Raw genomic sequence first — 14,577 nt, 5'->3', positions numbered from 1 at the left:
GTTTATCCTCCCGAACTGCGGAAGAAGCTACCGAAGCCGCTTGATTTGGACTTGGATTTGCTATAGGAGCTATTACTGTCCTTGTTGCTTCGATATGACGACCCACCGTAGTAATAATGCCCACTGCTGGAATCATATTCACATCCGGTATCATACTCCGGATCACACTCATCATTGTTGCTGCCACAACCGGATAACACGGCAGGAACCGCCAGCATTAGGGAGAACGCAACCAGCTTCGCTTTTGACCCGGGTTTGGATGCTTGCCCCCGCTCTTGGTCACTCATCACAGATCCACCTCTTTCATATAAAACAACACTTTCTTGCGATCCGCATCCAGCACGGAATAGAGGAACTCATACGTCTTGCCATCGCGTACCATGTAATGGTCCAGCAATTGCTCGGCAAGCTCCATCGTATAAGTGGATGACGTTGTGAGTTCCAACTCCTGAAATGAGCTTCCATTCCACAACATATACTCTGCACTGTACATGGAAGACATTTTGCACATCGCTAGCGCAGCATCCGCAATGGCTGCACCGTACTCGTCCGGCATCTGTTGGTCATAGGCCGTCACGTATACTGCATGTTCCCGCCCATCCTGGCATTCATTGGACAGATGCGCCCAGAGTTTGTTTTTCACCAAGGTGGCATCCACCAGTTTGCGCATGAACAGTTCATCTCGGGTGACTGAAGTTTGTTCCAGCACCCCTGTCTCCGCCTGTCGATCATCCGACCAACTCCGATACGTCAATGAATAATAGATACCGATTACCTCCCTTTCTGCAAGCTCTTAGGTGAGCCGTTTCCATTCATACAAACGTATTTAACGCATGTGGAGGAAAAAAGTTACACTATTCACCATGACATGTAAAAAAAATAAGAACCGGTTGTCGCCAAGTTCTTGGATCAACAAAGCTTGGAAAAACAAGCAGATTCCGCGTTTGGTATGTCTTAACCCCGTATCAAAAAGGCCGGAGAAGATTCTCCGGCCTCGTTGGTTCCATCTTATGCTCATGCCATTCCGACTTATAACTCAGCCCACTGGGCCAATACATCATTATATTTAGCGGACAATTGCTCGCGATCATGCCAGATTTGTTCCAGTTCAAGCGGATTGTTCTGCACCGTTTCCAATTGTTGATCCAGTGCCTGAATCTGTACCTCCAGACGAGCCAAAGTCTGTTCCAGCTTCTCCGCAGACGGTTGGTTGCCATTGCCACCTCTATGATTCGATGAAGCTTCTGCCGAGGTAGCTTCTGGCTTCTTCCCTGATCGGACAGTCCCGCTCGACGCTGTCATCATACCTGACTTCATCTCTGACTTGGCGTTTCCGCCGGATGGAACGACTCCCCCTGCTGTGCCCTGACCTGCCGCCGCCGAACGAGCTTGCATATCAAGCTTCTTCTCGCGATACGCTTCATAGTCTCCGAGATAAGCGGTCATCTGTCCGTCCTCCAGTTCCCAGACACGGGACGCCAGGCGATTGACGAAGTAGCGATCATGCGAGATGGCAAGAACGGTTCCTTCAAAATCAACCAACGACTCTTCCAGTGCTTCTCTGGATGCGATATCCAGATGGTTGGTTGGCTCATCGAGCAGCAGTACATTGGGTTTGCGTTGCACCAGTAGAGCCAAACGCAAGCGCGTCCATTCCCCGCCAGATAACTGTCCCACTGCGCGGAATACATCCGCCCCATAGAACAGGTATCGAGCCAGAATTCCACGTGCTTCCCCTTCCTCCACACCTGCTTCGAGTCGGAAGTATTCGAGTACATTCAGCTTCGGATTCGCAGGTTCCTCCTGTTGAGCCAGATACCCTACATCCACGCGTGCACCCCACTCCAGCTTGCCCGCATTGGGTTGCTCGTCTCCAAGCAACAACTTGAACAGGGTCGTCTTGCCGGAACCGTTCCGACCAATAAGAGCAATCTTGTCACCATATTCCAGCAGACCCGAGATCCCGCGTAGAATCGCTCGCTCGCCATAACTCTTCTCCACTTGTTCCAGGACCACGACCCGTTTACCTGTTCGATCCGTAGGACGAACATCGAAATCGGCATTACGCCGCTCCAGCACAGGACGCTTCACCTGTTCCATCCGTTCCAGCGCCTTGCGCATGGAAGCGGCCCGCCGGAAGAACTTTTCATTGCCACCAACTCGGCCCCACTCTTCCAGCTGGCGGATCGTTTCTTTCATTTTTTTGATCACCTTCTGCTGCTCCTTGAACTCTTCGAATTGCTGCAACAGCCGTTGTTCCTTCACTTTCATATATTCCGTATAACCGCCAGCAGCCGTTTCCGCTTCTCCATCCTCCAGCTCCAGCGTTCGATTCACCACCCGATCCAAAAAATAGCGATCATGCGAGATCAGGACAATGGTGCCGGGGTATTCTCGTAAAAATCCTTCCAACCACTCGACCCGCTCCAGATCAAGATGGTTCGTTGGCTCATCCAGCAATAACAGGTCGGGTCTGACGATTAGCTGTGAAGCCAGCACTACCCGAGTCTGCTCCCCACCGGACAGCGAACCAAAGCGCCAATTATAATGGGCCTTGGCGATATCCAGACCGTCCGCCACCTGATCGATGCGGGCATCCATTTCGTATCCACCCTCACGCTCGAACTGATCTTGCAGCGCCGCGTAGCGTTTGAGCAGACGCTCCAATTGATCTGAGTCTGCTGCACATGCCGGATCGGACATCTGCTGCTCCATTTCCTTCATTTGCTTGGCACATACCATGAGCTCCTTGAATCCAAGGCTCAATACATCCAGTACGGTATGGTCATCCAATCCTTCCGGAACCTGTGCCACATATCCCACTCGTGTATCTTTTTTAATCATCAATTGGCCTTCATCCGGGTTGTTCAACCTTGCCAGCAGGCGCATAAGTGTGGTCTTGCCGCTCCCGTTGCGGCCGATCAGGGCGACCTTGTCACCTTCCATAATTTCAAACGTAATGCCGTCCAGCACCAGATGTGCTCCGTGGTATTGAGTCAGTTGTTGCGCGCTAATAATAATCATAATAAGGTTCCTCCTATAGGTTGGAAGATCCTGACCGCAACACAAAAAGAGCCGCAGGAGGTTAGCTCCGCGGCCCTTCAGAATTCAAGCAATATCGCTTATCGTCCGAATGAGGTCAAGGCAGGCATCTTCTCGCACATATTAACTTCCGTATATTCAAAATTGGACAGACTTCTCCCGTTGGTCAGAAAAGTATGAACAATGCCAGCCATAGCAATCGGCAGCTGGCTAATACGGTTGTTAAGCATCTCGTGATTCACCTGTCTTCACCTCCCTTGTCATAATTAATGTCAATATATCACAGACGAATGCATTCCTGCAACCATCCCTTTGGCCCAATTCATCCTTACTCGACAATAGCTTTACTGCTCGATCTAGTTCCTGCCCCGTCGTCGAAGCATCACATCCCTGATCGCCACCGTAATAAGTGTTAACATTCCCGAGGTACCCAGTGATGCGCCGAGCAGGGCGTAACCGATGCCGTTCCACCCGCCCATATCGATACTGATCATGATTACAACGGCACCGCCGAGCAAGGCCACACATGGCAATATATATTGTACCCACGTCATTCGGCGTCCTTGTAACCGATAGATCAGCCATTCAATCAGCAGCTGCACCGCCCACATTCCCAATGTCCACAAGATCAGTACTTCCATAAAGTCTCCTCCTAAGTGCTGGAAAGTGAACCTCCATCCAATGGCTCTGCCTTATTTCAACCTCATCATTAGTGATGCGTCCAACTTCATACCCCGCACGATTATCCTTTACTTTAACCAATCGGAGAAAAACTGCAGGTACCCTTCCTTCATTTTCGTACGCGAAAAGGCACCAAACGCATACTCGCGGTTGTCTTCCGACACACTGCGCGGTGCGGCCGCAGCCATGTTCACCAGTTCGAACCAATTGTCCTCGTTGCCTGCAAAGGCATGTGTGGATCGAATATGACCGTAGCAAGCATGCTCCGGTTTCACGACCATTTTGCCCATCGCCATCGCTTCCGTCAGCGGCATCGCAAACGTATCAAAGGCGGAACAGCTCCAATACACCTTGGCGGAGTTCATCAACGTAAATATCTCATCCTGCGTGAGTGCAAACTTCAGCTTCACGTTGGCAGGAATGTCGTACTTCTTCATGGTTTCCTTATAGCGTACACCGCCAAACACCATATATACTTCCTTGTCCGGGTTCTGCCGCGCATATTCCAGCACCAGATCCGGGCGACGGTTCGCCTCATCCCTACCGATCCAGAGCACCCGATTATGCACAACCTGACTCGGATCATAGTGCCGGTTCGCCAGCTCTTCGCTAAAGCCAATCGGAATGACGTTCACGTCATGTACACCGAAATTGCGACCCAGCTCTGTTTTCAAAAACTCCGTCTGCACAATGGCTTTATCCACCATCGTATAAAATGGCTTCATCATCTCATATCCCGTCAGCGCGGGATCAGGGAAACTGTGCGGGAACAATACGCTTTTCGGTAAGAACATCTTCAAAAACGTAAAACCGGATACCGTGTAGATGACATGCTCTATATTTTGGCTATGAATCTGGTCCAGCACGATATCGTAGTTCACCAGGTCACCTTTCTCATGCTCATAACCTGGCAACCAGTCGTATCCGCTGACATGACGCTCCGGCGAGATGAACACAATATCCACGCCCAGCTCCAGACCAATCTGCTTCAGCCGATCCGCAAATACGCGTGGCCCCTGTGCTTCCGTGAATTGAATTTTACGCATAACAAGTCCGACTTTTCGCAAGCTTCTCACCCCTCATTTCTATTCCTCACCCATATGCTTCATGCACTGCTTCAGCGTCGCTGCCGCCTCATGCCATTGGTTCCGCAGCTGTTCTCTCGGCCACACACATTCCTCACTCCTCAGGTCACCATCAATCAAACGCAGCATCCAAAGTGAGAATACAATAGCATAAGCGTCGTACCATCCTGCAAAAGAAGATCTTTCAATCTGCACGCCCAGGCTCTCTAGTTTGTCCAAATAAATGTCTATGACCCGCTCTCGCAAAGCAGGCGTAACCGTTCTGGGAAACAGCGGATGCGAGAGATCCAGCAGATGGTATACATCCCACAACGGCGTATTCAGATGGGCATGCTCCCAGTCCAATATGACCAGTCTGCCGTCCACCTCCGCCATATTTCCGGGATGCAGGTCTCCGTGACACAGAACAGTAGGAAGCTCTTCTTCTGCCGCGAGGACCAACCTTGAGATCTTGTCCCAATCGGATGAAGACAACCGCATATCCAGCGTAGACAACAGGTCATCCACAGATTGTCTGTGCATCTGCAACTCATCCAACATGGTGCGAATAGACGGTTTCTGGCCCACGCGAGGCAACTCGCTCCATTCCGTAACAGGCAACGCATGCCACATTGCCATATGCACCGCTGTGTTCAGCATTGTCACTTCTTGCGAATCATGCACCAGTTGCCCCAGATCCTCATAGATCATCCAGCTCTGTGCCGGTGCAATGGTAGGGTCCGACGTTGCAACAAGCTGCGGATAGATGGGGGGTAGACCAGACATCACACGCTCGTACATCCATCGTTCTCGTCCGTGCTGTGCGGGATTCGTCAGCGGTTTAAAAATGTAACTTTCACCGGTAGGAACAGTGAATCGCTCCACATATCGTCCGTTCATTCCTTGATACAACTGTTCGCGGCTTGTTATATGGTGATCATTCAGCATTCCTTCAGGTGTCACCCAGCTATATGCATCCATTTCATCTTTCACGCAATCCACCATCCGTTTCGTTCTTCCTGCTGCTCCGATGTTGATTTCTATTCATCATACGTTGCCTCTCTCAAGCCTGCAAGCTTTGATCGTAAGCGCTTATTCCGTGTCTCCAATTAGAGTTTCAAAATTGCTTGTTGCATTTTAGTTAGTAATCACTTACTATACGATTATGAAGAACAAACCTCATGTGGATAGTAAAAAGAAAGATATTTTACAAGCGGCGATGCGCTTGTTTGCAACCAAAGGCGTTGACGGCATATCCGTCAAAGAGATCGGTGACGCCGCCGGAGTAACCGATGCGGCGATCTACAAACATTTTAAAAACAAAGATGCCGTTGCCCTGGAAGCCTTCACCCAATACTGCGCGGACTATACTTCACTGATTGACGGATATGTTCGACAGGAAGGTCCCGTGTTGGAACGCTTCAAACAACTGATTACCGAGGTTCTTCACCTGCACGATGAAGATCCCTACGGACTGCTGTTGATCTCACAGAATCATGAAATATTCATTGAAGCCGGCAGCAGTGAGGACTACCGTCAGCCATTGGATGCGTTAATGGATCTGATCGATCAGGGAATGATGCGGGGCGAACTGCCTCAGCAGGATTCACGGCTCACGGCCGTTCTGGTGATCGGTGCCATTACACGTATGGCCGTCTCCAGTATGCAAGGTGAATTGCCAGAGTTGTTGGTACCCTACACTGGGGAGACGGTTCACCGACTTGCATCGATGTTGGGACACCTACCTCAGGAGTAACGGTGGAGATGGGATGAAGCTAGAAATGGATTAGCGGAGCGTAGGGAAAACAACGTGAGCAGCTACATTGTTTCCGAAAGAAACAATCTTCTTAAGTTTCCGCTTATTTCGGCTGAATCCCATATTCGATGCTGATGATGCCGCTAGGTATGATTTGTAATTAAAAGCGGACTTGTTGAACAACTTCTAAAAGAGAATCGTCAACATACCATCAGGATATACAGATGGATTACCGGGTCATACGTGACCTTTTCTTTTTGCACATGAGGTTAGTGTTCATTAACTAAAAAAGTCAGGACGTGTCGTCATCATGAATAAAATATTAATCATCCAAGGCAATCCCGTCTCACCCAGTTACAATGGCGCAATCGCCGAAGCTTATCGTAAAGGCGCTGTGCAGGCAGGTGCCGAGGTTCGCATGATCACATTGAACGAATTGGAATTCAACATGAATTTAGAGGGAGGCTATCGTAATAAACTGCCGCTTGAACCGGACTTGCTAGAAGCACAAGAGGCGATTAAATGGGCAGAGCATCTCGTATGGGTATTCCCGATTTGGTGGGGAGGACCGCCTGCCCTGCTGAAAGGATTCGTTGACCGAATCTTCATGCCAGGTTACGCCTTCAAGTATCAAAAAGGAAAACCTTTCCCGGATCAACTGCTCAAAGGTCGCACCGCTCGCATGATCACTACGATGGATGGCCCAAGCTGGTACTTCAAATGGTTCCAGGGTGAGCCCGCACATAAAATGATGAAAATCTCCACCTTTGCAATCACTGGCATCAAACCTGTGCGTATAACAACGGTGGACCAAGTTGGTAAGAAGTCAGATGAACAGAGAAAGAATTGGCTGGATAAGATTGAGCTGCTTGGGCGGAAGATGGGGTAAACAATTTCTGCAAGAATTCCTCATCCGAAGTATATGCTTCGCTCCAGATGTTCACCTTATAAGTTAAATCAAAAATCTAAGGTTAAGCGTAATTCAAAGGTAGTCCTTTAATCCGAATGGCGTAAGTGTAATTTTAGTTTAACTTATATCAGAAAGCAGGGAATATGCCTATTCCCAGGCACAAAAAAAAGGGGTTGTCCCCTACGTCTTGTTCAAGGCGTAGGGGACAACCCCTTTTAGCATTCATTTTAATTATGGTCTAACGAACCGTAAACACGTTATTAGTGCCATTTCCGACAAGTCTGCAGTTTGACGAATCGTAAAAGCGTTATACTCCCAATCTGTATGTGCTTTCGCAGGTTTTGGAAGGTTTGCACCGGAATAACTTCACTGAGGTTCGTTACATTTTGCATTCCACGCTAAATCGCCATTTAACACTCACTCGGTTCGTTAGAGACTTCGTATCAGTAATGAAATGGAAACAACCATGTAAGCAACCAATGAACAGCCATCTACAAATACAAACAACGTATTACCTAAACGAAATACGACCCGATGGATGCTCAGGTAAAATGGACGATACCAGCTGCCGCACAGCCGGATGCTCAGACTGCATGACCGAATCCCCGGCATCACCGCTATAGACAATCGTACCCTGATCCATTACCGCAATGCGGTCACAGATCGTCATAGCGGCCCGGATGTCATGCGTGATAAAGAGGTACGATAACCCATAAGATGCTCTGAGCTCTGCCAGTAAGGATAGGATTTGCGTCTGGTGCACCATATCCAGGCTACTGATCGATTCGTCCAGTACGATTAACTTTGGCTTGAGCGCGATGGCTCGTGCGATGTTGACCCGCTGTAATTGGCCACCGCTGAACTGGTGCGGAAGCTTGCTCCCATCCTCTGGTGTAAGTCCGACCTGCTCAAGCAGTTGTCCAACCACACGCAGTTGTTCTTTTGCCGACAATCGCTCGTAATTATCCAGCGGCTCACCGATGATCTGCGCGGCAGTCATAAGCGGATTCACAGCCGAATAACAGTCCTGGAACACGACTTGCAGATCTCGTCGTAATTCCTTAAGCACGGGTTTACTGGATCGATAGATATCCTGACCTTGAAATAAAACCTGACCCTGGCTGGGCTTCTCCAGACCAAGAATGATTTTGCCCAAGGTGCTTTTACCTGCTCCACTCGTACCCAACAGTCCCAGACAAACACCCTTTTCAATCGTAAGTGAGATGTCTGCCAGCACCGGAGGACGCGCTCCCGAACGATCCAGCCAATTGCGTTTGCCATAGCTATGGCTTACTTCACGTACCTGAAGCATCAGGTCATCCTCCTCTCTTGTACTTGACAGAAGCAATCATCTCCGAAGAAGACGAAATTACACATCATCACCATGTCCATTCCACTCCTACGCTACCCACTCAAAATACAGTTCATACCCGCTCGCTCCACACATACACTCGCTGAACGATTCAACTCACCTGTAATCACTATCGTCCCAAAGACATACTAGGTCTGGCATTTAACAACATCCGGGTATATTCATGCTGCGGCTGATCGAACAGCTGATACACATCTGCCTGCTCTACAATTCGACCCTTCTGCATGACTGCGACCTCATCCGCCATTTGCGAGATCACACCCAGATCGTGAGAGATGAGCAAGATGGATGTTCCGTATTCGGTACGTAGCCGATCCAATTCCTGAAGCACCTTCAACTGATTCACAACATCCAGTGCCGTCGTTGGTTCATCAGCAATAACCAAAGCCGGTCGCAGGCACATCGATATGGCGATCATCACCCGCTGCAACATCCCACCACTCAGTTGGAAGGGATATCGCTTCATCAGTTTAGCTGGTTCGGGTAAGTTCATATCTGCCAAGGCAGCAATGGCCCGCTCCCGGGCCGTTGCTTTGGACATTCCCGTATGCGTACGCAAAGTTTCAATGAATTGAGATCCAATCGTATATACGGGTGTAAAAGCATTCATCGGATTCTGCATAATAAATCCGATGTCCTTGCCACGGATGCGCCGCATCTCCTCACCTGAAAACGAGCCCAGCTCCTGTCCATTCAGACGGATGCTGCCCGATACCTCCATCCTGCGCGGATCAAGCAGGTGGAGCAGTGCGTTACATGTAACCGTCTTGCCGCTGCCGCTCTCGCCGACCAGACCGAAGACACGACCTTTTTTTAATTTGAAATCAATGGGCGCAAGTAACGGGACAGAACCCTCCGCTGTTCTAAGATTCACTTGCAGACCACGAACTTCGAGTACCTTCGCTGCATCATCCACCGTTACGTTCACCCCCCATATACCTTCAGTTCTGAACCACTACCTTTTTGCAATGCCATAACGCTCGGATAATGCTTCGCCCAAGATGTTGAACGTAATGACCACCAGTAGAATCAATGCACCCGGGTAGATCATTAACTCCGGATGACTGCGAATATAACCCGTTCCTTCATGAATCATGGCGCCCCACTCTGCATTGGGTGGTTGGATGCCAAGCCCCAGGAAGGACAGTGCGGATATATCCATAATCGCCCAGCCCATCTCCAACGTACCCATGACAACAATGGGACGCTGCACGTTGGGGATGATATGTTTGCGAATAATCGTCCACGAAGAAGAGCCGCTAATCCGCGCCGCCGCGATGAAATTCCGTTCCTTCAGACTCACGACCATATTCCGGCAGATGCGTGCATAATGCACCCACTGTACCATCATGAGTGCTAGGAGCACCTGCATCAGACCTGGACCAAAAATCCCCACAATACCGAGCACCAACACCAGATTCGGAAACGCCATAATGCCTTCACACAAGCGCATTAGCAGACTGTCCACCCAGCCACCAAGATAACCGGAGATCGAACCCACAATGACGCCAATGAGCAATGAAGACAGAAAGATCAGGGTAGCAAAACCGAGCGACACCCGCGCTCCATATATCAGTCTGGTGAGATTGTCGCGTCCCAGATGATCCGTTCCCAGCCAATGCTCCAGCGATGGACTCGACAGCTTCTGCAACAGATTCACCTTCACCGGGTCATGAGGAGCAATCCACGGAGCAAGTATCGCAATTACGAAGAAAAGCAATATAATCACCGAGCAGATCTGGATGGCTCTCTGTCCTTTAAATACCGCACGCCATTTGTTTATCAATGTTCTGCCCGTCCTTTCGCCGAAATCCGTGGGTCCATATAGAGCTGCACCAGATCAACGAGCAGATTGCATACGATGAACAGGCATGCCGCGAGGAAGACATAACATTGAATCACGGGAATATCCCGGTTAAATATCGCATCGACAAAATATCTTCCGAACCCCGGCCAGGAAAACACTTGCTCCACAATAATGGTGCCTGTGAGCAGCTTGCCCATACTCATCCCCATCCCGGTAATGAGGGGCGATATGGCGATCTTCAGGACGTGCTTGAGCATAATGACTCGCTCGCGAATCCCGCGTGTTCTCGCGTACTGTACATACGTCTCCTGCAATTGCTCCAGCACACTGGAACGCAACAATCGGGTGTAGACCGCAATAAGAATCAAGGAGAGTGTAATCGTAGGCAGAACCAGATTCTCCCACGATCCACGCCCCTCCACAGGCAGCCAGTCCAGCTTCACCGAGAAAAAGAAGATCAGCAGGTAACCGAGCCAGAATTGCGGGATCGACGCGCCAAAATAGGAAATCGCCCGGCTGACCATGTCAATCCAGCTATTCTTATACACCGCCGCCAGTATTCCCAAAGGAATACTTACCAAAGCCGATAACAACAAACTCCAGAAGGCTAGTTCAGCTGTAGCCGGAAGCCTTAATTTCACTTCATCCCATACGGGTTTGTTGGTGAGGTACGAGGTGCCGAAGTCGAGCTTGGCAATCTTCTGAATCGTATGCGCATATTGGGTTAACAAGGGCTGATCCAGACCGAATTCATGTCGCTTTTGCGCAAGCAGCTCCGGTGTTGGATAGATATGAGCTGCTGTCAGATAAGCCTCTGCCGGATCAACTGGTGAAATATGAATAAGCGCAAAGGTCACAAGTGTAGCGATAAAAACGATAGGAATGATCGCGATCATTCGTTTACCGATATAACTGATCACCAAACGTTCCTCCTTTTATAAAGCTACATGACCTTGCCAAGGCCTTACCACTTCCGAAATCAAAGTAATTATGACTTATTGATTGCCCAATTCAATACCAACAAACGGATTTTCGTCACGGTTCGCCGGGAAAATAAAATTGGAGATTTTCTTCTGATATACAGCCGTTTTCTTGATATAAGAGATCGGTACAATCGCCGATTGCTCCTGAAGTGTTTTCAGGATGGAGCCATACAGCTCCTGGCGTTTCGTCTCGTCTGTGGAAGACAGTGCTGCATGCACCTGATCGTCCAGTTCCTTTTTCATCGGCAATGCACTCAGGGTCTCGGAAATCCCGAATCCAGGGCTCGCCACAACGTTAATGAAGGAATGCGGATCATACGGCGCGCCATAGTTGTACCAGAAATACAGGTCGAAATCATTGGCTTTCAAACGTTTGATCTGAACCGTCAGTTCCAGCCCAGTGAGGTTTACTTTAACCCCAAGCTCGCTCCATTCCGCCTGAATGGTCTCAGCCATCGCTTTCTGAATCGGGTCCGTTTTATCAAAAATCATCTCAAAATCAAGCTGCTGACCCTCTTTCTCACGAACCGTACCACCAGCCGATAACTTCCAGCCCGCTTCATCCAGTAAAGCTTTGGATTTCTCCACGTCATACGTGATCGGTTCCAAGTCTACATTCGTGTACGGATAGTTTTTGGACAACACGGTATCAGCTGGTTCTTCCAAACCGGAAGTAACACCTTCCACCATCGCCTGTTTATTAAACCCTTGCTGAAGCGCCATCCGTACTCTGACATCGGACAGCTTCGGATTGGAAGAGTTCAGCAGCAAGCTGCGAGTGCCTACCGGATCAGACAATTGGGTCACATATTCATCATTGTCACGCAGTTGTTGGAACGCATCCAGACTGATCACACCTTCACCGTAGATCAGGTCAAGATCGCCTTTTTCAAAAGCAAGGACACGGGTTTCACCATCAGGAATGATTTTGACTGTAATCTGATCGACCTTCGGTGCTGTTCCCCAATAGTTCGGGTTGCGTTTGAACACAGCATATTCGTCCTGCTTGTAATCAGCCAGCATCCACGGGCCAGTACCCACCGGCTCTTTGATGCCTTGGGAAGTATCTCCGTTATCCGGGAATCCAGCTTCACCCAGGAAGCGGAAAGGACGAACCACCGACAAATCCTGAAGAACAGGATAATACGGCTCTGTAAGTGTCAGTCGGAAAGTCTGGTCGTCCACAACCTCCGTCTTGTCGAGCACGCCTACAATGCCCAGCCAGCTATGTGTATCTTTATTTTTCATTACAGCATCAAAGTTCTTTTTCACAATCTCAGCATTAAACGGAGTACCATCTGAGAATTTCACACCTTGGCGAAGCTTGAATGTATATACTTTGCCATCATCGGAGATGGTCCATGATTCTGCCAGCGCAGGTTCCAGTTTTCCGTCCTTCTGGTAACTGATTAGCGGCTCATAGAGCATGGATTGGGCAAATAATTGCGAAGGATTGTACGTATGCGGATTCATTGTACCGATATCACGCGGCCACGACATCGTAATCGACTTCGTTGATGTTTGATCCGAGGCAGCAGATGAGGACTCATCTCCACTTCCTGTATTGCTGCAACCCACAATAACAAATAACAACAAGAGCATCGTTGCCAATGTGAGGGCCGAAGATTTGCGATGTTGTACAGACATGGATGTTGAACCCCTTTTCTCTATTTTATGATAATGATTATCATATTCATCCATTAAGAATAGGCAGGAGTCCTTCTTTTGTCAACAAAATTCGACATTGTATGTATCCCTATTAAATATGCCAAAAAAGCCCTTCCTGTGGGAGGAAGAGCCACTTGACCTGAATATGCCCACATATATATGTATAAGCTTGCCTTTACGAGTTATTCCTTGCTCACAGCACGAATATCATCGAAGATAACGTGCCCGAAACAGGTTGGGTTGAATCCACCGCATAGTATAGATGGAGAACTCCTGAATGATGATCTACATCTAAAGCTCCAAAAATGCCTGTAACGTTCGATCAGACAAACCCGGAATGTACTCGTGTCCGTACTCGTGATAGACCACCAACTCTTTTTCCGAACGAATCCGGTTGTATGTTGCAAACTGGGTGGATGGCGGGCAGATGGTGTCTGCAAGTCCGGTAACAAACAAAACCTTGGCCTGAATCCGTTCAGCCAGATTGGAGATATCGATGTATGCCAGCTTGTTGAAAATAGCGTCCTCCCGCTCATGATTCGGATCAAATAACCGGAAGTAATACACCAGTTCCTCATAGGCAGAGGTTGAGGCACCCAGTTCCCAGGCTTGTCTGTAATCTGATAAAAAAGGATATACCGACACTGCCAGCTTAACGCGTGGTTCAAGTGAAGCACACGCCGTGGCTAACGCTCCACCCTGTGAACAGCCGTATACACCCACCCGCTCCGCATCAACGTGTGGCATTGACATCAGAATGCGCACGGTCTGCACCGTATCGAGGAAAACGTTACGGAAATATAACTTATTGGGTTCAGGGTCATCGATGCCCCGAATGATATGTCCTCGAATGGTTGTTCCTTGGACATGAAGGTTATCCTCGGAGAGCCCACCTTGTCCTCGGCAATCCAAAGCCAGCACGGTGATGCCATGAGCTGCATATGCAATCTTGTCGAACCAGTCGCCGCTATCACCGGAATATCCATGAAACATGGCCATTGCTTGGCCCTTGTCATCAATAGATGCTGCTATAGGCCGAACCAGCTTACCATGTATACGTGCGCCTCCCACACCCGTGAAATAAAGATGGAAGCATTCTGCAAGCGGCGATGTGAAAGCTGCTGGAATCAATTCATATTCAAGCGATTGCGCATCAAGCTCCGCGAGGGACCGGCTCCAATAAGCATCGAAATCGTCCGGTTTCGGACTGCTTCCGCTGTATTTTTTCAACTGCTCCAATGGCATGTCGCCCATGGGATTCACTCCTGTCTGCATGTGCACGAAACACGCCTCT

At 49.2% G+C, this 14,577-nt stretch carries 15 protein-coding genes; 2 read left to right on the top strand and 13 right to left on the bottom strand.

Annotated features, from left to right (window positions below; all coding sequences use genetic code 11):
- Nucleotides 1-2 precede the first annotated feature (2 nt).
- The 7 genes from MHH93_RS25650 to MHH93_RS25620 form a co-directional block, all read right to left on the bottom strand.
- On the bottom strand, nt 3-287 hold the full coding sequence (locus tag MHH93_RS25650; RefSeq protein ID WP_036671603.1) for a hypothetical protein: 285 nt from the start codon (nt 285-287) through the stop codon (nt 3-5).
- Nucleotides 287-709 carry a hypothetical protein gene (locus MHH93_RS25645; RefSeq protein WP_500056329.1) on the bottom strand — a complete coding sequence of 141 codons (423 nt, stop codon included), beginning with the start codon at nt 707-709 and terminating at the stop codon, nt 287-289. Before MHH93_RS25645 ends, MHH93_RS25650 begins: the two co-directional genes overlap by 1 nt.
- A gap of 320 nt (nt 710-1,029) precedes the next feature.
- Nucleotides 1,030-3,024 (bottom strand): ribosomal protection-like ABC-F family protein, encoded by a 1,995-nt coding sequence (gene abc-f / locus MHH93_RS25640; protein ID WP_500056327.1) that lies wholly within the window; start codon nt 3,022-3,024, stop codon nt 1,030-1,032.
- 98 nt (nt 3,025-3,122) lie between these two features.
- Complete coding sequence (locus tag MHH93_RS25635; protein ID WP_181150888.1) at nt 3,123-3,284, bottom strand: hypothetical protein; 162 nt, start codon at nt 3,282-3,284, stop codon at nt 3,123-3,125.
- 114 nt (nt 3,285-3,398) lie between these two features.
- A complete protein-coding gene (locus tag MHH93_RS25630) occupies nt 3,399-3,683 on the bottom strand; it encodes a YesK family protein (RefSeq protein WP_440391115.1) in 285 nt (94 codons plus the stop codon).
- Between the two features lie 108 nt (nt 3,684-3,791).
- Nucleotides 3,792-4,790 carry a glycosyltransferase gene (locus MHH93_RS25625; RefSeq protein ID WP_500056325.1) on the bottom strand — a complete coding sequence of 333 codons (999 nt, stop codon included), beginning with the start codon at nt 4,788-4,790 and terminating at the stop codon, nt 3,792-3,794.
- A gap of 18 nt (nt 4,791-4,808) precedes the next feature.
- Nucleotides 4,809-5,780, bottom strand: a complete 972-nt coding sequence (locus MHH93_RS25620) for a phosphotransferase family protein (RefSeq protein WP_500056323.1) — start codon at nt 5,778-5,780, stop codon at nt 4,809-4,811.
- A 172-nt stretch (nt 5,781-5,952) separates the two neighbouring features.
- On the opposite strand from MHH93_RS25620, the gene MHH93_RS25615 reads away from it, so the two are divergent.
- On the top strand, nt 5,953-6,543 hold the full coding sequence (locus MHH93_RS25615; protein ID WP_500056322.1) for a TetR/AcrR family transcriptional regulator: 591 nt from the start codon (nt 5,953-5,955) through the stop codon (nt 6,541-6,543).
- Between the two features lie 307 nt (nt 6,544-6,850).
- Complete coding sequence (locus MHH93_RS25610; RefSeq protein WP_500056368.1) at nt 6,851-7,432, top strand: NAD(P)H-dependent oxidoreductase; 582 nt, start codon at nt 6,851-6,853, stop codon at nt 7,430-7,432.
- A 532-nt stretch (nt 7,433-7,964) separates the two neighbouring features.
- On the opposite strand, the gene nikE is transcribed toward MHH93_RS25610, so the two are convergent.
- From nikE to MHH93_RS25580, 6 genes are all read right to left on the bottom strand, one after another.
- The gene (gene nikE / locus MHH93_RS25605; protein ID WP_500056320.1) at nt 7,965-8,765 is read right to left on the bottom strand and encodes a nickel import ATP-binding protein NikE; all 801 of its coding nucleotides are present in this window, start codon (nt 8,763-8,765) and stop codon (nt 7,965-7,967) included.
- A gap of 169 nt (nt 8,766-8,934) precedes the next feature.
- Nucleotides 8,935-9,741: an ABC transporter ATP-binding protein gene (locus tag MHH93_RS25600; protein ID WP_500056318.1), complete on the bottom strand. Its 807-nt coding sequence runs from the start codon at nt 9,739-9,741 to the stop codon at nt 8,935-8,937.
- Nucleotides 9,742-9,780: 39 nt separating this feature from the next.
- Nucleotides 9,781-10,611: a nickel ABC transporter permease subunit NikC gene (gene nikC, locus MHH93_RS25595; protein ID WP_500056317.1), complete on the bottom strand. Its 831-nt coding sequence runs from the start codon at nt 10,609-10,611 to the stop codon at nt 9,781-9,783.
- Entirely contained in the window at nt 10,608-11,552 is a 945-nt protein-coding gene (nikB, locus tag MHH93_RS25590) for a nickel ABC transporter permease subunit NikB (protein ID WP_500056316.1), read from the bottom strand. The genes nikC and nikB overlap by 4 nt, the downstream gene beginning before the upstream one ends.
- A 75-nt stretch (nt 11,553-11,627) precedes the next feature.
- A complete protein-coding gene (nikA, locus tag MHH93_RS25585; RefSeq protein ID WP_500056315.1) occupies nt 11,628-13,262 on the bottom strand; it encodes a nickel ABC transporter substrate-binding protein in 1,635 nt (544 codons plus the stop codon).
- A gap of 312 nt (nt 13,263-13,574) precedes the next feature.
- On the bottom strand, nt 13,575-14,537 hold the full coding sequence (locus MHH93_RS25580; protein ID WP_500056314.1) for an acetylxylan esterase: 963 nt from the start codon (nt 14,535-14,537) through the stop codon (nt 13,575-13,577).
- Nucleotides 14,538-14,577: the final 40 nt, after the last annotated feature.

Source organism: Priestia sp. FSL H7-0729 (assembly GCF_038005685.1).
Taxonomy (GTDB): domain Bacteria; phylum Bacillota; class Bacilli; order Paenibacillales; family Paenibacillaceae; genus Paenibacillus.
Note: the sequence above shows the minus strand (reverse complement) of the source record. Positions and strands in the feature narration are given on the sequence as shown.